This is a genomic window from Aquaspirillum serpens DSM 68 (assembly GCF_000420525.1).
In the GTDB taxonomy this organism is placed as follows: domain Bacteria; phylum Pseudomonadota; class Gammaproteobacteria; order Burkholderiales; family Aquaspirillaceae; genus Aquaspirillum; species Aquaspirillum serpens.
Map to the genome: position 1 here is coordinate 1 of NZ_ATVC01000036.1, position 18,440 is coordinate 18,440.

Genomic DNA, 18,440 nt, shown 5'->3' on the forward strand with positions numbered 1-18,440 from the left:
GTGAGGTTATCCAAAATCGGTTTGTCGTACTCATCCACTAACACCACCACTCGCTGCCCTGATTTTTGATGTGCGTATTGAATCAAATCAATGAAGCGATCAACCACCGAGGGGGTGCGATAGCTCAACCCAAATCGTTCAGCTTCAGAATGTAAAATATGTTGAATTCGTTCTTGCAGTGCTTCAGGTGAACGCATCACCCCGCCGCCAAAGCTAATCCGAATCACCGGATAAGACTGCGACCAATCCCACTTATCGTGAATCCACAACCCTTGAAACAGCGATTCATTCCCCGCCCACAGTTCAGCTAAGGTATCGAGGAACAAGCTTTTACCAAAGCGACGCGGGCGGGATAAAAAGTAATGACTCCCCTGCATAGCCAGTTGGTAGGCCATCGGGGTTTTGTCGATGTAGTAGTGATTGTCTTCACGAATTTTGGCGAAGGTTTGAATGCCGATCGGCAGTTTTTTACGCATGGACATCGTTCCTAGTTTTTCAGATAGTTGTTATTGCCTTATGATTAAGCCATATTTTTCACAGAGAACACTTTCATGCCACTCACAACTAACGATTTGCTACATGATCTGCAACAATGGCAACACTATCACGGCCTACGTCCCCTAGATGTTGCTTTTGCTCGTTTTCTTCACGATTGTTCTCCAAACGAACATCCCTTAGTGCTGCTCGCAGCAGCCTTAGCCAGTGCAAATTTAAGTAAAGGACACCCCGCCTTATCGCTGGATTCATCTCTAAGTCAGGTTATCCATCTTTGGACCGAAGAAGGGGAAGACACGTCTCAACTGCGTCAGCTTAATGACTGGATTGATAACGTCAGTTTGACAGACTGGACTAATATTTTGATGGGGTCACCTAGTGTCAGCACACGGTCTGACACTATAGCACCGCTTTATTTTGAGCCGCCTCGGCTTTATTTACGTCGTTATTATCAATATGAATGTCAGGTTGCTAATGCTTTACAGCAGCGGTTTGAAAACGAAATTGATATTTGCCTACCTGATATAACCATTGAAAAAACATTAACAGCCTTATTTCCAACACCAAAAGATAATACCTCTACAGATTGGCAAAAAGTTGCTGCGGCTTTAGCCATAAAACAGCGTTTTGCTGTGATTTCAGGCGGGCCAGGTACCGGAAAAACCACGACAGTAGTAAAAATTTTAGCAGCCCTGCAAATCCTCCAATCTAAACAACAAAAACCACTGGTAATTCGGTTGGCCGCTCCAACAGGCAAAGCAGCTGCACGATTAACAGAATCAATCGGTCAACAATTAAAAACACTCTCAGAGTCTTTATCTCCATTATTTAAAACAGCAGAAGATAAAGAAAAAGTAATGGCGACCCTCCCAACTCAAGTGGCGACATTACATCGCTTACTTGGAGCACGGCCAGATAGTCGAAAGTTTAAATATCACTCTGACATGCAATTGCCACTGGATGTATTAGTGATTGATGAAGCGTCAATGATTGATTTAGAAATGATGGCTAAATTACTAGATGCTTTACCTCCAGATGCACGTTTAATTCTACTAGGCGACCACCAACAATTAGCATCAGTAGAAGCCGGCACGGTATTAGGGAGTTTATGTATGGACTACCCGCTAATGAAATTAAAACAGCAAAATAAGCCATCCTTATTTGCCTCGCCGAATTTAGTCAACCATCTAACACAAATGACAGGAATCCAATTAACAGCACTTGGCGATACATCTCCGGCAGTCGCTGATCATATTGTGATGTTACGGCATAGCTACCGTTTCAATGCAGAAAAAGGTATTGGTCAATTAGCTAACTTCCTACAAGAATATCTTGATGCAGAACCTAAAAAACAGCATGAATTGTGGCAGAATAAATTTATATCTTGTTTTAATCATAGTGATGAAACGGCTAGAATAAGCATCAACAATTATAAAAACAAACAATGGTCTGATTTATTAGAAAACTATCAGCAGTATCTGAAAAAAATTCGCATTCAATCACCAGACAATCAAGATCAGTGGGCGAAAGAGGTATTAGAAACCTATAACCAGTTTCAGATTTTAACAGCCATTCGTGATGGCACATGGGGTGTTGAAGGTGTCAATCAGGTTGTTGAAAGTTATATTAAAAATCAACTGAATATTATTTCGGGTAAGAAAAGCTGGTATTACGGCCGGCCTGTCATGGTAACAAAGAACAACTATAATCTAGAGCTGATGAATGGCGATATTGGTATTACCTTGGAATGGCGTGATCCAGAAAACCCTGCTGCCCCCTCTCAATTGCGCGTCGCATTTCAATTAGCCGATGGTCGTATCAAATGGGTAGTACCTTCACGTTTGAATGATGTGGACACTGTGTTTGCCATGACAGTCCACAAATCACAAGGTTCGGAGTTTACACATACCGTATTGATTATACCTGATCAATACAGTGCAATTTTAACCTCAGAGCTGATTTACACTGCAATTACCCGTTCGAAAAAGAAATGTACTTTAGTCTTTCCACCTAATGGCGAAGAAGTCTTTAAAAAAGCAATTGGGCAACGTGTGCAGCGAAGTAGTGGGTTGAGAGAAAAATTGATATAAGCAAAAAGATAAAGCCTCATCTAAGGCATGATGAGGCTTTTGAATGGATTGGGGTTAGAAATGGGTTTCTCGTTCGGGGGTGGCGGTAATACGATGGATAGATAAGTCAGCCCCGTTAAATTCTTCTTCCTCATCTAATCGAATACCGATGGTTTTCTTTAAGACCCCATACACCACATAGCCTCCGAAAAAAGCAATCACCACGCCTAACCCAGTACCAATCAGTTGTGCCATCAAGCTGACATTCCCCAAACCGCCCAGAGCCTGTTGCCCAAAGATGCCAGCAGCAAGGCCACCCCACACGCCACAGATACCATGCAACGGCCACACACCTAAAACATCATCGATTTTCCAACGGTTTTGGGTCACGGTGAACATCCATACAAAAATCGCACCTGCCACCGATCCAACAACCAAAGCACCGATTGGGTGCATGATGTCAGAACCTGCGCAGACGGCAACCAAACCAGCCAGCGGGCCGTTATGGATAAACCCGGGGTCATTTTTCCCCATCACCATCGCCACCAAAGTGCCTCCCACCATTGCCATTAACGAATTCATGGCCACCAAACCGCTAATGCCCTCGATTTTTTGTGCACTCATCACATTAAAGCCAAACCAGCCAACAATTAAAATCCATGCGCCGAGTGCCAAAAATGGAATGGAAGAAGGCGGATGCGCTGCTACATGACCTTCACGCGAATAACGACCTTTGCGGGCGCCGAGGTGTAAAACGGCAGCGAGGCCAATCCATCCCCCCACTGCATGCACCACTACCGATCCGGCAAAATCATGGAAAGTGGCACCAAATTGCTGTTGCAACCAATCTTGCAAACCAAAATGACCATTCCAAGCGATGCCTTCAAAAAAGGGATAGACCAAACCAACAAGAATACAGGTGGCTAATGTTTGCGGATGAAAACGTGCTCGCTCAGCAATGCCACCGGACACAATTGCCGGAATGGCCGCAGCAAAGGTCAATAAAAAGAAAAATTTAACTAAGTCATAGCCGTGATTGGTGGTCATCTCTTGTGCCGAGGCAAAGAAATTGACGCCATACGCCACGCTATAACCGATGAAAAAATAAGCCAAGGCCGACACAGCAAAGTCGGTCAGAATTTTGACCAAGGCATTGACTTGGTTTTTTCGGCGCACTGTCCCCAACTCTAAAAAAGCAAAGCCAGCATGCATCGCCAAAATCATAATGGCGCCCAACAAGATAAAGAGCACATCCTGTGCACTATAACTGTGATCCATCTGCCTATCTCCGAGGATTGATTGCAAGTTGGACGCACCATAAGCAAGCCTAATGCCTATTTTTATAAGATTTTGTTTATAAAAGTGATTTTTCTTAAGATAAATTTAAGAAATCAAATCTGGTGCAGCCAAACCCACCACTCGGGCAGCCGATCCTATCGTTCTGCACAGAGAAGCAGCTTATCCTGCTCTTTTTTGGTGCTTAGATCAGATACAAGAAGGGTCACCCTCTGTTTGATGAAACAGAAGGCAAAGTAGAGAGAAACAGGGCTATCGCCGAACCCAGCGCACTAAATTAGCGGCGAGATGTCCATGTTGAGAAAGTTGGCGTTCCCAATCGCTGGCATGGCGTTGCCACTGCGGGAGATGATCGAGCCATGCTTGCCATTGCATCGCCAACTGCTCAACCTCTGGCACAACCTCCGCATTTAACCAATGCCAGTTAGACCAACCTAATTGCTGTAAATCAGTCGGTAGCGCAGCACTGTAACCATGCCAAAATGCTTCTAGTTTCTGCCAATGGGCACCGTCCTCGGTGGGGTAGATATGCCAGAAAAAAGGTTTGGCCGCCCACTGCGCTCGCACAAACGAATCTTCACCTCTGACAATGTTGATGTCACAGCTCCACAGCAAACGATCAAAAAAAGCTTGGTTGCCAAATTCTAGGTTATGCAACGTAAGCGAACCCTGTTGTAAACAAGCACCAGTGGTAAAGGGCTGCTTGTAGTAGGCAGCCACCATTTTTGCGGTCTGATCATTTGGTATGAGCAAGCGCACTGGCTGTGGACTGTGGGCCAGCACTTGTAACCAACATGCCAATGCCGGCGGTTCATAAGCAAAAACAGAAATGGTGAGTTCTTCCGCCGAAGGAACCGATAAGCCAAGTTGTTGCCAAAAATCAGCTTGTTGCCGTGGATCAGCTAAAAACGCCTCGCGTGCCTGACAACTGGCATCGCTTCCCAAAACACCACCGGTATTGCTAGAAAACCCAGGGAAGAAAAAGGTTTGTTGTAACGGTAAGCGCGGATGTCGCGACTGGCTCAGATGACAGCCTTCCACCCACGCCTCTGCCGACAGATACTCTAGGTTAATCCACTGTGGCGGTGGTTGACAGCGTGCCATCGCGTGTAAAAAGGTTTCAGACAGACCACAAGCAAAGGCTTCAATCACCACTTCACCGGGAACCGGTGGTTCTTGATCGGGTAGCCAGTGACAAATGGTAATTCCCTCGACTGTTTGCCTCGCGACATGGCTTTGCACGCGGCGTTCAATACGAGCAAAGCTCACCAAGTCATCCACCCATAGCCGGATTGGTAAGGCATAGTCTTGCGCCAGCTGTTGTGCTAAACGCCAACACACCCCAATGTCGCCATAATTATCTACGACACGACAAAAAATATCCCAATACCGATCCGGTGTTTGCATTTACACCACCAAGTAGGATGAATGGGTCAAACCAGTGCGCAAGGCCTCTAAGAAATGACGGCGTTCATCTCCGCTCAAGGTCGAAGCAGCCCACACCTTATCGCGATAACGGTTCATCAGTTCATCGGGTTGCAGGTGGACATAGCGCAGCATGTCTTCGATGGTGTCATGGACTTCAACACCGCCAAAACGCACTGCCCCCGAGGCATCGACATACACGTTGACGCTATCGGTATCGCCAAATAGATTGTGCATATCGCCCAAAATCTCTTGATAAGCCCCGACTAAAAAGACACCCAACAGATATTCTTCACCCACCGCCACATCATGCACTGGCATGGTCGATTCAATGCTTTGCTGATCGACATACTGTGTCACACGGCCATCAGAATCGCAGGTGAGATCCTGTAATACAGCACGGCGGGTAGGCGCCTCTTGTAAACGGTGAATAGGCGCGATGGGCAATAATTGATCGATGGCCCACGTATCTGGCAGCGATTGGAACACGCTGAAATTGCAGAAATACTTATCAGCGAGTTTCTCGCCTAGCTCATCAAATACCGGTCGGTGTGAGCGTTGTAGGGTATTCAATGCCCCATAAATACGGCGGCATAAGGCGGCGTGGCATTGTTCAGCAAGCGCTTTTTCACGTAACGACACCACACCATCGACATACATTTCTGCCACCGTTGACACATACTGACCAGCGCGGAAATAGGTTTCTGTCGCGGTTAAAATATCGGTGGACGTGGCAAGCTCATATAACTTGACCACCGGTGTCGCCAGCTGTTCGAGTTCCTCACTACTCACCAACGGCACGCTATCGTTAGCACGCTCCACATCGGTGACATTCACCACCAATACCGCATGATGGGCAGTTAAGGCACGTCCAGATTCACTCATTACATGCGGACACGGAATCGCTTGCTCGGCACAAAAGTCTTTCACCATGCTAATGATGGTTTCTGCATATTCACCAATGGAATAGTTGACGGAGCTATCGTTGCGCGATTGTGTGCCATCGTAATCTACGCCTAAGCCGCCGCCGACATCCAAATGATCTAATGGCAAACCCAAAGCAGACAATTCGCCGTAGTAGCGCAAGGCCTCACGGAAACCACGCCGATAGTCAGCAATATTGGCAATCTGCGACCCCATGTGGAAATGAAGTAGGCGCACCGCTTGTTTCAGACCTGCTGCAATAAAACGCTCACTCACAGAAATCAATTGTGCAGCCGACAAACCAAACTTGGCCTTATCACCACCGGAGTCTGCCCAACGACTGCTGGCCAGTGAAGATAACCGCACTCGCAGCCCTACATTGGGCATCACGCCTAAGCGCAGGGCTTCTTCGATGACCAATTGCACTTCAGATTCTTTTTCAATCACGATAAACACGTGGTGACCGAGTTTTTGTCCAATCAGAGCAAGATGAATAAATTCACGGTCTTTGTAACCATTACAAACAATGGTGGCGCCCTGTGGCGCCAAAGCCAATACAGCCATCAATTCAGGTTTTGAACCGGCTTCCAGTCCAATCGGCAAACTGCTGTCAGCAATAATCCCTTTGACCACCGCTTCTTGCTGGTTGACCTTGATGGGATAAAGCAAGGTGTAGCCAGCTGGATAGTCATAGTCAGTCTGTGCTTGGGTAAACCCTTCGACAATGCGGCGCGCACGTTGGGTCAAAATATCAGGAAAGCGCACCAATAAAGGCAATGACAAACCATTATCACGCAAGGTATGTGTCAGTTGATATAAATCGACCTCGGCACCTTCACGACCGTTTGGCCGCACGATGACATTGCCTTGTTCGCCCACATCAAAAAAGCTCACGCCCCAATGTCGAATGCCATATACATTCCGACTGTCATTCACGGTCCATGCCATAGTCTTGACACTGCCTTTCTTGTCTAAATTGATGTCTCTCTGGGGTAGAAAAGAGAAACAAATTGGAATGGAAATATCGCAGATGCCAACTGCATGCGGGATGGCCGCAATGTTGGCGATGCAGCGACATCATTGAAACACAGATTGTATTTAAACTGCGATCAGCCTCTGGGTGATTTGTTATGTTGATGCGACAGAATTTCGAGTCGGCTCACCTGTGATGCACCATTTTTGTGCCAACTCACCCTGTTAGGTTAAAAAAATGTTTCTTTTTGATGAAAATTCATCTAAAGCCACCTTGTTTCGGCAATAATAGCGTCCGTCTTTGACTCCTAGTTTCCCTCTCATGTTCGAGCTTTTTCACGATCTGTCGCTCGGTGCCAGCGCCAGTCTGCTATTGGCGTTGTTTTTCGTTCTCGCCTATGAATTTATCAATGGTTTTCACGACACAGCGAATGCTGTTGCGACCGTGATCTACACCAAAGCCATGCCTGCTAATTTGGCGGTAGTGGCATCCGGTATTTTTAACTTTTTTGGGGTGATGCTCGGTGGCTTGGGTGTTGCCTATGCCATCGTGCATTTACTACCAGTCGAACTGATCCTCAATGTCGGTTCAGGTCATGGCTTAGTCATGGTGTTCGCCCTGTTAGCCTCGGCCATTTTGTGGAACTTCGGCACGTGGTATGTTGGTTTACCTGCCTCGAGCTCTCATACCCTGATTGGTTCCATTCTCGGTGTGGGCATCGCTCATTCGCTGATGAATGGCATTCCACTCAACCAAGGGATTAACACTGGTAAAGCAATCGATATCATGCTGTCGCTGTTAATTTCACCAACAGTTGGCTTCTTGGTTGCCGGCGGCATGTTATTGGTGTTACGCCGTTATGCCAGTAATACCCGTTTGCATTTCACCCCTGAAGAACGGAAAAACTTTGATGGCAAAAAACGCCCACCGTTCTGGACACGTTTTACCTTGATTGCCTCGGCCATGGGCGTAAGTTTTGCCCACGGTTCAAATGATGGTCAAAAGGGGATTGGTCTGTTAATGCTGGTGTTGATTGGTTTGGCGCCCACACAATTTGTGCTTGATTTGACGAATACCCCTTATCAAATTGAACGTACCCGCGCCGCAGCGGTACAAATGGGTGAGTTTTATGAGCGCCATGCCGCTTTGTTAAATGAGCATGTCAAACCACCACGCAAAGCCGGTATTGTGTTGCCCGAGGCGTTTGCTTGTGAAGCCGAAACCACTTTGCCGGCTATCGCACTCTTGCAACAACGGTTAGATGGTTTGAAAGGTTATGCTGATTTACATGTTGATGATCGCCGTCAGGTACGCCGTTTGATTTTGTGTTTGGACAACACTGCAAAAAAAGTGGCAGCATTACCTGGTTTACCTTCCACCGATAAAGCCGATTTGAACAAACTGCGCAAGGATTTAGTAGTCCCTACGGAATATGCACCACAATGGGCAATTGTCTTGATTGCCTTGGCATTGGGCTTGGGTACGATGGTGGGTTGGAAACGGATTGTGTTAACCGTCGGTGAAAAAATCGGCAAAACCGGCATGACTTATGCCCAAGGCGCTTCAGCACAAATCACCGCTTCGTTGGCGATTGGCATTGCCAGCTTCACCGGTATGCCAGTTTCCACCACGCATGTTTTATCCTCTGCTGTCGCAGGAACCATGGTAGCTAACCGCAGCGGCTTACAAGGCAGCACCGTTCGCAGTATTTTACTGGCATGGGTCTTCACCCTACCGGCAACGATCCTGCTCTCTGGTGGCTTATTTTGGTTAGCAACCAAATTTATTTAAGCTCACACCTCATCAGCTAAAAAACACCACCGCTGTGTGGTGTTTTATCAGCAATTTCAAACATCCCATCGCTTCATTGCAATGGGATGTTTGATAAGTTGCTACGTTTTGTGTACTTAGTGTGGTTTTCTGCCGTAAATCAAGGCAAGGCCGAGCAAAAACGATGCGGTTAGAGCTGGAAAGTCGAAATATTTTGATTGAGCTGTTTCGCTAACTGCTGTAAATCGACAGTAGCCTGCGCTGCCTGCATGACTGCGGCACTGTTTTCTTCTGACATTTGCGCAATTTGCTCGACATTTTTCGCCACCAACTGACTGGCCGAGGTTTGCTCGCGCAAAGCTTGCGAAATCCCCGCGACCAGATCTAATACATTGCCGACATTATGGGTGATTTCATCAATTGCCTGCCGTGCCTGTTGTGCCATTTGTACGCCACTGGTGACCTTGCGCTCGCTATTGCGCATATTATCCACCATGGTATCGATACCGCTTCGAATGCTATCGATCACCTTGCCAATTTCTGCCGTTGAAGTAGCAGTACGCTCGGCTAGTTTACGCACCTCATCCGCCACCACGGCAAAACCTCGCCCTTGTTCGCCGGCGCGTGCCGCTTCAATCGCTGCATTCAGCGCCAATAAATTGGTTTGGTCAGCGATATCACGAATCACATTCACAATAACATCAATCTTTTCCGAGCTCTGCGCCAGCTCTTGTGCCAGATGTACCGACTCTTGCATGGTGTCAGCAATATCTTGCACACTGTCTGCCGCCATGCGGATCACATCACTGCTTTGGGTGGACTGTTGGCGTGAGTTTTCCGCCGCAGTGCGTGTGCCATCGGCGCGTTCATTCACTTGATCAATACTCACGGTGAGTTGTTCTACTGCCGCCGCTGCCGTGCTGGCTGCTTCGCTTTGGTTTTGTGTTGCCTCATTAATCTGGGCCGCACTTTCTTTTAATTGCAACGAGGCTTGTGCCACATGTTCACTGCCGCTACGCACTTCGCCTAATACCTGACGTAACGCTTCTTGCATATCAGCTAAGGCATGTTGCAATTGCCCCACTTCATTATTTCCACCACGCGGAACAGTGATTGCCAAGTTACGCGCCGCAATTTCTTTAGCTATGGCCACCGCATTGGCTAAAGGCAGGACAATACTGCGAGTAATCAAGATCGACAAGACAATCCCAATCAATATACTAATTACTAAAACAGCAATCGAAATAATCAGATCATTTTGGGCTTGTTGTTGTCGTAAAAGATTGTTTTCTTCAGCAGCTTTTGTTTTCAAGTCGGTCAATTGCCGAATATTTTTCATGGCTTCATCGAAAATAATCACCGTTTTATTACGTCGGATCGACTCCGCCGCCATGGTTTTTCCCTCACGAATCAAAGGGTAGAAATCCTCAGCAACCGTTTTTCGATACGCAAGCGATAAAGCACGGGTTTTTTCTGCCAACTGTTTCTGCTCAGGATAGGCATCGAGATTGGCGTTTTGGAAAAATGCCTCCCAACTTTTATCCATCGATTCGGATAGACCAGCAAAACGTTGCTGTAACAAGGCCGACATCTGTGGGTTGTCATTAATCACCATCAATAACACAAATAACACAATCGAGCGATAAGATTGCAAGTCATCAGTCACCGTTCCCAGCGAAGCAATCGGTAACACATTCTCACGATGATTGCGATGGCTGGCTGCGACACTATCGGCACTGGCACGAATACTATCCACCCCCACTAATAAGAGAAATAATAAATAAACCCGCCAATAAAAATAGTTGGGTTTTAATTTTCATATAGGAAATTTTCATTTATGTCTCGCTTTCTTGGGGTTTAACATAATATTTGCGTAAAGCAAACACCATGCATGACAAGAAACTGAAAAAAAGTACAAGGAAAAGACAATACCACAAGCAAAGCCAAATCACAAATCAAGGGAAAGATTCTACCCTCACAACAAATGCAATTTAAGGCAAATTGAACAAATTAGGCTTTTTTGTTCTTTCTACTAATAATTTCCCGAATAGCACCGATTTAGCGTACAATCCGTGCTTTTATTTCCTGCTGCTCGCACTGACGATCATGATTCGTACTCGCTTTGCTCCTAGTCCAACCGGTTTTTTGCATATTGGTGGTGTTCGTACTGCTTTGTTCTCTTGGGCTTATGCTCGTAAACATGGCGGCAGTTTCGTGCTGCGGATTGAAGACACCGACTTAGAACGCTCAACACCTGAATCAGTTCAAGCGATTTTGGATGGGATGCACTGGGTGGGGCTCGATTATGATGAAGGCCCGTTCTACCAAACCCAGCGTTTTGATCGCTATAAAGAAGTCATTCAACAATTACTTGCCAGCGGTCATGCTTATTACTGTTACTGCTCAAAAGAAGAACTAGATGCCTTGCGCACTGAGCAAGAGGCGCGTGGTGAGAAACCGCGTTATGACCGCCGTTGGCGGCCAGAGGCTGGTAAAACCTTGCCCGCCGTGCCCGAAGGCATCCAACCTGTCGTGCGCTTTAAAACACCATTAGACGGTGTGGTTGCGTGGGATGATTTGGTCAAAGGGCGGATTGAGATTGCCAATGGTGAGTTAGACGATTTGATTATCGCCCGTCCCGATGGCAGCCCAACTTATAATTTCTGCGTGGTGGTTGACGATTGGGATATGAATATCACCCACGTCATTCGTGGTGATGACCATGTCAACAATACCCCACGGCAAATCAATATTCTGCAAGCGCTCGGTGCCCCACTGCCGCACTATGCTCACCTGCCGATGATTCTGAATGCCGATGGACAAAAAATGTCCAAACGCCGTGATGCCGTCAGTGTTGTGGACTATGCTGCTCAAGGGATCTTACCGGAAGCGTTGCTAAACTATTTGGCCCGCCTCGGCTGGGGACATGGTGATGACGAGTTTTTCAACATGACGCAATTTGTTGAATGGTTCAGTTTAGAAGCCGTCAGCCCAAGCCCCAGCCGGTTTGATCGTGAAAAATTCTTGTGGGTGAATCAACAACACATGAAAGCTGCCGATAATAGTCGGTTGGCCCAGTTAATCGCGCCACAGTTAGCCGAGCGTGGTTTGAATACCGCCGCACCCGATCTTGCTACGGTCGTCGCTTTGGTGAAAGAACGCGCCCGCGATTTGAATGAATTGGCGCAACAATGTGATTACTTCTACCAACGCCGCCAACCAACGGCTGAGGAAGTCGCTAAACACTTTGATGATGCCGCCCGCGCCCGTATTTTGGCATTTGGTCAAACACTGGCGAGCTTGACCGAATGGAATAGCGAAGCGATTCACGCGCTATTTAAGCCATTTTGTGCTGAACAAGGGATCAAAATGGGACAGCTCGGGATGCCGTTACGGGTTGCCGTGTGTGGCAGCACGCAAACGCCCTCGGTGGATGCCGTTTTAGCGTTGATCGGGCGTGAAGAAGTGCTAAAACGCATAGAAGAAAGTTGTGCGGCGTAAAAAAACAACAGCATCATAGAGGGTAAAGTGATGCAGATTCGACAGAAGAAGTAAAAACCTTTACTCTCTCGCATGAAAATGCGAAATTTACCTATGAAGGCGAATAATGAAGCAGGTGTTAGTGATTGATGACAATGCGGTGAATCGAAAACTGGCCAGCGTCATGCTACGTAAGCGCTACGTAAGCGTGGATGGAGTGTCGATGAAGCCGAGGATGGTTTTATAGGACTAGATAAGCTGCGAGCAAAGTCCTATGACCATGTTTTACTTGATATCAGTATGCCAGGCATCGATGGTGAGGAAGTCTGTCGACAAATTCGGCAAGACCCTGCCCTACAACATCTGCACGTTGTTGCCTACACCGCCCATGCTTTTGAATCTGACCATGCGCGGCTGCGGGAGATTGGTTTTAACGATATCATCACTAAGCCTGTTAGCATGGCCATTTTGCAAGAAAAATTGCCGGATTAATCCATCAACACACCTGCCCAACACCGCTAGTGCATACTGTCTAGCGGTTTTTTTACGTCTCACAATGAAACAGATTTGAATGTTGGAAGAATTGGGCAGAGCTTGAATTTTACGAAAAGGAGTATTTGGGCAGAGTCTGAACTGCGCTATTTATCACACTTCCCAACAAATCAAATAAAAAAATGTCATATTTATTGCTTTAGGCATACATATTGCTTTGTGACGGCTTTGTTTCGTTGTAGGGAGCGCATGGGTATGTGGCAAGGCAAGTTTTCGACAGGGCAAAAATTAGCCTTTTTGGTGATGTTACTGCTGGGTTTTATGATGTTAATTGGCATTTCTGGTCGGATTAGCCAACAAAACATCTTGCAAGATTTTTCCTCAACCTACCAAGACCGAGTGATTCCACTCAAACAACTCAAAATCATTGCTGATCGCTATGCAGTGGATATTGTGGACAGTACGCACAAACTTCGTGCCAAGACGCTCAGCGCAGCCGATACCCTGCGCGGCATTGAACAAGCTCAAAGTGCGATTCACGAACATTGGCAACACTACCAAGCCACCAAACTGACACCCGAAGAAGCGCGATTAGCCGGCGAATTAGCGGTTGCCATGCAACGGGCCAACCTCGCTATCACCCGTTTACAACATCTTATTCGACAACAAGATGAGGCTGGCTTACAGCAATTTGCTGAACATGAACTCTACCCTGCCATTGAACCCGTTTCTGCCATCGTCAGCCAATTAGTCGATTTACAACTCAGCGAGGCCGAACGCGAATTTCAGCAAGCACAACAAAGCGCCCAACACTACGCCCAATTATCTTTACTTTTGCTGTGCTTAGCCGCCTTGGCTAGCTCGGTATTTGCTTATGTGTTGATTCGGCGTTTGTTGCACCGACTGGGTGGTGAACCGCATACCGTAGCACATATCGCACAGCGCATTGCTGAAGGGGATTTAACCCAAGCCGTCCAAGGCGCACATCGGCCAGATAGCATCACAGGGGCAATGCATTTGATGCAAAATACCCTGCGCCAGTTGTTATCCCATAGCCAATATGGCAGTCAACAACTGGCACAAGCTGCCCAACAGCTCCACAGTGGCAGCACACAAATTCATGCCGCCAGCCAACAACAAAGCGAAGCAGCCAGCCAAGCAGCAGCGGCAATTGAGGAGTTAAGCGCCAGCATTGAAGCTGTCAAAGAACGTGCTCATGCCACTCACCATGCGATTGCCCATATTCAGACCATTAGCGATAACAGTCAGCAACAGCTCAATACCACCGCCCACTATATGCAAACCGTGACCGAGAGCATGAGCACATCCTTGATTCGAGCACAACAACTCGATCAACGCTCACAAGCCATCGACCATACTTTAACGCTGATTCGTGATATTGCCGATCAAACCAATCTATTGGCCTTAAACGCGGCGATTGAAGCTGCCAGAGCAGGGGAACAGGGACGTGGGTTTGCGGTGGTGGCGGATGAAGTGCGTAAATTGGCCGAGCGTACTGCTTCATCAACCCATCAAATCAGTGGGGTGATGCAGGATATTCGCCACGACATCGCTAGCATTGCCCAAACCTTGGCGGATACCAGTGCTCAGCTTGAACAGGGCCGCAACCAAACCGATGCAGTATGTCAGGACATCCAAGCGTTACAGCACACCATTAGCAGCGTCGGCGTACAAGCACAGGGAATTTTTCAAGCCTTGAAAGAACAAAGCCATGCCAGCATCGTGTTAGCTAAAAATATTGAACACATTGCTAGCATGGCAGAAGAAACCAGTCAGGCCACCACACATGCCACCGTAGCGACTGATGAGCTACACCGATTGTCCCATAGCCTGCAGCAACAAATGGGACAGTTCCGGTTGGCAGGGGGATAACGTTGAAAATCACAGGACGCAGGCAAGTGCAGCTTGCCAGAGGTCCGGTGGATTGTGATGTTAGCCATCTACTTCCAAATAAGCTGGGTTGGGTTCTGGCTTGAAATCCATGCATCGGCATCATTTTCGAGCCAAGTGACGACAACCATGGCTTTGCATCCGTGGGTTTCTTTTTCGATGGCCTCAATCATATCCGGTGTAGCCCAAAGAACGGCGTAAACGCTTCCCCGTTTGTAGTTCTTAAATGTTCTATTGGAACACAAGTCAATTCGTTGGCCAGTCGGCAGAGTTACTGGCTGATGTTTCGCAAGAGCCTTTGTTATCTGTTCACCGACTGCGGTAGCCAACAGAGTGCTTTCAACGTGCTGCATTGTCGGAACATAGATCACTCCATCGCCATATTTTTTGCATAGCTCAAAGAATTTGGCTACACCGGCAATGGTTGCCTGATGATCGTCTCCAATAGCTTTTAGTAGGTAACGTTCGCGATTGCTCATTATTCTCTCTTGATGGCTAACGTAGAGCTAGGCGCTGCATGGCTTTATCGCGCAGCGTCCAGCGACCGAAGGGAGCGAGGTTGGCCGCCATGTTAGAAACTCGGCTGCGGGTTTGGCCATGGATTAACGGCGAACTGAGATTGCATTTCATAAAGACGCTGATTTTTTACCTGCTCACCTATTGCATAGAAAAAATTGTGATCCCCGGATGCATGGCGCATAGCTTGAACTGCTTGATCAAAATTCGCCGCTTTATAGAAGAGATGGTTGTAGAAAGACATATAGGCGACGGTTACATCTGATTGCAATACCGCCCCCGTATTGCCGATCAGAATACTGAACGCACTATCAAAAGCGCTTGCCATGTTGGTAGCGTTGAACCCGTTGCATGACGCCATGCATATATATGGATCGTGGCCTTTGGCATAGTTGTGGGCTAATAAAAGGTTGCGCAAATCCTGCCAATAAAGGAACGAACCATCTGTTAAGCCGACACCTGGTTGTGAGCCATGCATGCAGAGATGAACAAACGGAATTGCATTTGTGTTTGCATCGAGTTGCATTTGGCGGACAGCATCAGGAAGACGGTCGTTTAGAGCGTTCTGGAAATTTGCTGTACATGTTGCAAGGGTATAGAAGCAAGGAATTCTGATGGCCCTGAGAGCATCTCGCAACGCCATCCCGATGCTGTAACCATCGTACAAATCGTTATGATTCGGAGAGTCGACAAGAAATACAAATGGCCTATTGACGACCGGATTCACTGGATACATACGGCTCCTTGGTTTCTAACTATTAAAACAAACGGCGGCGGGGTTGGCGTTGCAATAGCAGATACAGGCTGTACACCGCTAGCAACACAAACAACGCCGCTGTCCACATCGGCATCGAAGCCCCTAAAAAAGTCCAATCGATGGCGGCGCACTCTCCACTGCCTTGAAACACCTTTTTCAGTAAGCTGGTCAGTGGCATGGTTTCTAACATGAACTCCAGCCCCGGGCCGCAAGCGGGTACTTGTTCGGCAGGCAATAACTGTAAACGCACATGCCAGCCAGCGATTCCCGCGCCAGCCAACGCTGAAACCAGCGAACCGGCGGCCATACCGCGTCGCCAACCACCGGCAGGCGCCAACATCCCGAGACAGGCCCAACCACCAACGGCCAATAACGCCACCCGTTGAAAAACGCATAGAGGACAAGGTTCTAAACCCAAAACATGCTGGGCATACAAGGCAAAAGCAAAACTAGCCGCACAGGCCGCAAATAATAAGAAATGTGCCGAACGGCCTTGAGGCCAAATCGATCGGCGGTGAAAAGAAAGGGTCATACACCAGCCACCGTCATGTTTTGCAGCAAAATCGAGCCGGTTTGTTTCCCACCACGAATTTCAATATCCGAACCAATCGCCACAATATCGCGGAACATCTGCTTCAGATTACCGGCAATGGTGATTTCTTCAACGGGGTAGGCTAATTCGCCATTTTCCACCCAAAAACCAGCCGCACCACGCGAGTAGTCTCCGGTCACTGGATTCACTCCATGCCCCAATAATTCGGTTACCACTAAACCAGTGCCCATCAGCTTTAATAACGCGGCAAAATCTTGGCCAGTGGAAGCCAATAACAAATTGTGAGCACCGCCGGCATTGCCAGTGGTTTGCATCCCCAATTTGCGAGCGGAGTAGGACGACAAGAAATAGCCCTGCAACACACCGTCTTTCACCACATCACGGGCGTGGGTGGCAACTCCCTCGGCGTCGAAACAACCCGAGGCCAAACCGCGCTTGATAAACGGGTTTTCATATAACTGCACGCAAGGGGCAAACACCTGTGTCCCTAAGCTATCGGCTAAAAAAGTGGTATTACGGTAAAGGCTACCGCCTGACACCGCTGCGACAAAACTCCCCAATAAACCGGCGGCTAAGGCGGGTTCAAACAACACCGGCACTTGACAGGTTTTCACCCGTTTTGCCCCCAAGCGGCGCAAACTGCGCTCGGCAGCACGGCGGCCAATTTGTGCCGCCGGCGGTAAATCGCCAGCACAACGCGCCACGGCATACCAATAATCACGCTGCATCCCCGAATCATCCTCAGCAATCAGCGAGGCAGAAAGGGCATGGCGGCTGGTTTGGTAGCCACCACTAAACCCTGCACTATTGGCATAAATAAATTGGCTAGTGTGGGTAGAGACATTCGCTCCTTCTGAATTGCGAATGCGGGGATCTAAAGCCTGACCTGCAGCTTCCATTTCCTTAGCCAAGCTAATCGCTTGTTCAACAGACACATCCCAGGGGTGGAATAGATCGAGGTCATCGCCACGCCCTTGTGCCAATAAAGCGCTGTCGGCTAAACCTGCACAAGGATCGGCAGCGGTGAAGCGGGCGATGTCGCGGGCAGCGCGCACCGTCGCCAGCATCGCTTCCTCGCTAAAGTCGGAAGTGTTTGCATGGCCTTTGCTTTGCCCAATATAAACCGTTACACCAAGGCCTTTATCACGGGTGTATTCCAGCGTTTCTACTTCACTCAGTCGCACACTGACATTCTGCCCCTGACTTTCCGAGACTTCGACCTCTGCCGCAGTGGCGCCTTCTTGCTGGGCTAAGGTCAACACCCGTTGACTTAACGCTTCTAACTCTGTTTCGGAATACGAAAATGGCTGTGCACGATTCATGATGTTCGCTTTTCTATGTGGTTAACTCTCTTGGGGATACCCAGCGCAAAAACACCGGATACCTAGTGAGATTTTTGAATAAATTCAATCTTGTAACCATCGGGGTCTTCGACAAAAGCGATAACAGTGGTGCCGTGCTTCATCGGTCCGGCTTCACGGGTTACCTTGCCACCTTTGGCACGCACCGCATCACAGGCCGCTGCCGCGTCTGCCACTTCCACCGCAATATGCCCAAAGCCATTACCTAAATCATAGGCAGCGGTGTCCCAGTTGTGCGTCAGCTCAATCACGGTTTGCGTGCTTTCTTCACCATAGCCGACAAACGCTAAGGTAAAACGGCCTTCGGGATAATCTTGGCGACGCAATAGGCGCATGCCCAATACTTCAGTGTAAAAAGCAATTGAACGGTCTAGATCGCCAACTCGTAACATGGTGTGTAATAAGCGCATGGTATCCT

At 48.0% G+C, this 18,440-nt stretch carries 14 protein-coding genes and 2 pseudogenes; 5 read left to right on the forward strand and 11 right to left on the reverse strand.

The window, feature by feature from the left end:
* Positions 1-476, reverse strand: a 476-nt coding sequence (locus G465_RS14030; RefSeq protein WP_040399392.1) for an AAA family ATPase, incomplete at its 3' end; no start/stop codon positions are given.
* 75 nt (positions 477-551) lie between these two features.
* Here G465_RS14030 and recD point away from each other — a divergent pair.
* The gene (gene recD, locus G465_RS14035) at positions 552-2,585 is read left to right on the forward strand and encodes an exodeoxyribonuclease V subunit alpha (protein WP_022653986.1); all 2,034 of its coding nucleotides are present in this window, start codon (positions 552-554) and stop codon (positions 2,583-2,585) included.
* Between the two features lie 54 nt (positions 2,586-2,639).
* Here recD and G465_RS0108150 read toward each other — a convergent pair whose 3' ends face one another.
* The 3 genes from G465_RS0108150 to speA form a co-directional block, all read right to left on the reverse strand.
* Positions 2,640-3,842: an ammonium transporter gene (locus tag G465_RS0108150; RefSeq protein WP_022653987.1), complete on the reverse strand. Its 1,203-nt coding sequence runs from the start codon at positions 3,840-3,842 to the stop codon at positions 2,640-2,642.
* Positions 3,843-4,112: 270 nt separating this feature from the next.
* On the reverse strand, positions 4,113-5,267 hold the full coding sequence (gene earP / locus G465_RS0108155) for an elongation factor P maturation arginine rhamnosyltransferase EarP (RefSeq protein WP_022653988.1): 1,155 nt from the start codon (positions 5,265-5,267) through the stop codon (positions 4,113-4,115).
* Entirely contained in the window at positions 5,268-7,157 is a 1,890-nt protein-coding gene (gene speA, locus G465_RS0108160; protein ID WP_022653989.1) for an arginine decarboxylase, read from the reverse strand.
* Positions 7,158-7,503: 346 nt separating this feature from the next.
* On the opposite strand from speA, the gene G465_RS0108165 reads away from it, so the two are divergent.
* Entirely contained in the window at positions 7,504-8,973 is a 1,470-nt protein-coding gene (locus G465_RS0108165; RefSeq protein WP_022653990.1) for an inorganic phosphate transporter, read from the forward strand.
* A gap of 169 nt (positions 8,974-9,142) precedes the next feature.
* On the opposite strand, the gene G465_RS16520 is transcribed toward G465_RS0108165, so the two are convergent.
* A complete protein-coding gene (locus tag G465_RS16520; protein ID WP_373277229.1) occupies positions 9,143-10,006 on the reverse strand; it encodes a methyl-accepting chemotaxis protein in 864 nt (287 codons plus the stop codon).
* Positions 9,998-10,726, reverse strand: a pseudogene (locus tag G465_RS16525) (MCP four helix bundle domain-containing protein); the annotation flags it as partial. The pseudogene G465_RS16525 and the gene G465_RS16520, both read right to left, overlap by 9 nt.
* A gap of 329 nt (positions 10,727-11,055) precedes the next feature.
* Between G465_RS16525 and gltX the strand changes: the two are divergent.
* The 3 genes and pseudogenes from gltX to G465_RS0108195 all read left to right on the forward strand — a co-directional run bounded on the left by gltX (position 11,056) and on the right by G465_RS0108195 (position 14,817).
* Positions 11,056-12,453 (forward strand): glutamate--tRNA ligase, encoded by a 1,398-nt coding sequence (gltX, locus tag G465_RS0108185; RefSeq protein WP_027405304.1) that lies wholly within the window; start codon positions 11,056-11,058, stop codon positions 12,451-12,453.
* 189 nt (positions 12,454-12,642) lie between these two features.
* A pseudogene (locus G465_RS15070) lies at positions 12,643-12,924 on the forward strand (response regulator); the annotation flags it as partial.
* Between the two features lie 249 nt (positions 12,925-13,173).
* Positions 13,174-14,817, forward strand: coding sequence for a methyl-accepting chemotaxis protein (locus G465_RS0108195; RefSeq protein ID WP_081642731.1), 1,644 nt, complete (start codon positions 13,174-13,176; stop codon positions 14,815-14,817).
* Between the two features lie 68 nt (positions 14,818-14,885).
* Here the strand turns inward: G465_RS0108195 and G465_RS0108200 are convergent, their stop codons facing one another.
* The 5 genes from G465_RS0108200 to gloA all read right to left on the reverse strand — a co-directional run bounded on the left by G465_RS0108200 (position 14,886) and on the right by gloA (position 18,432).
* Positions 14,886-15,314: a hypothetical protein gene (locus G465_RS0108200; protein WP_022653994.1), complete on the reverse strand. Its 429-nt coding sequence runs from the start codon at positions 15,312-15,314 to the stop codon at positions 14,886-14,888.
* A gap of 92 nt (positions 15,315-15,406) precedes the next feature.
* Positions 15,407-16,087: a hypothetical protein gene (locus G465_RS0108205; protein WP_022653995.1), complete on the reverse strand. Its 681-nt coding sequence runs from the start codon at positions 16,085-16,087 to the stop codon at positions 15,407-15,409.
* A gap of 22 nt (positions 16,088-16,109) precedes the next feature.
* Positions 16,110-16,640, reverse strand: a complete 531-nt coding sequence (locus G465_RS0108210; RefSeq protein ID WP_022653996.1) for a disulfide bond formation protein B — start codon at positions 16,638-16,640, stop codon at positions 16,110-16,112.
* On the reverse strand, positions 16,637-17,983 hold the full coding sequence (gene pmbA / locus G465_RS0108215; protein ID WP_022653997.1) for a metalloprotease PmbA: 1,347 nt from the start codon (positions 17,981-17,983) through the stop codon (positions 16,637-16,639). Before pmbA ends, G465_RS0108210 begins: the two co-directional genes overlap by 4 nt.
* A 62-nt stretch (positions 17,984-18,045) precedes the next feature.
* A complete protein-coding gene (gloA, locus tag G465_RS0108220) occupies positions 18,046-18,432 on the reverse strand; it encodes a lactoylglutathione lyase (RefSeq protein WP_022653998.1) in 387 nt (128 codons plus the stop codon).
* Positions 18,433-18,440 lie beyond the last annotated feature (8 nt).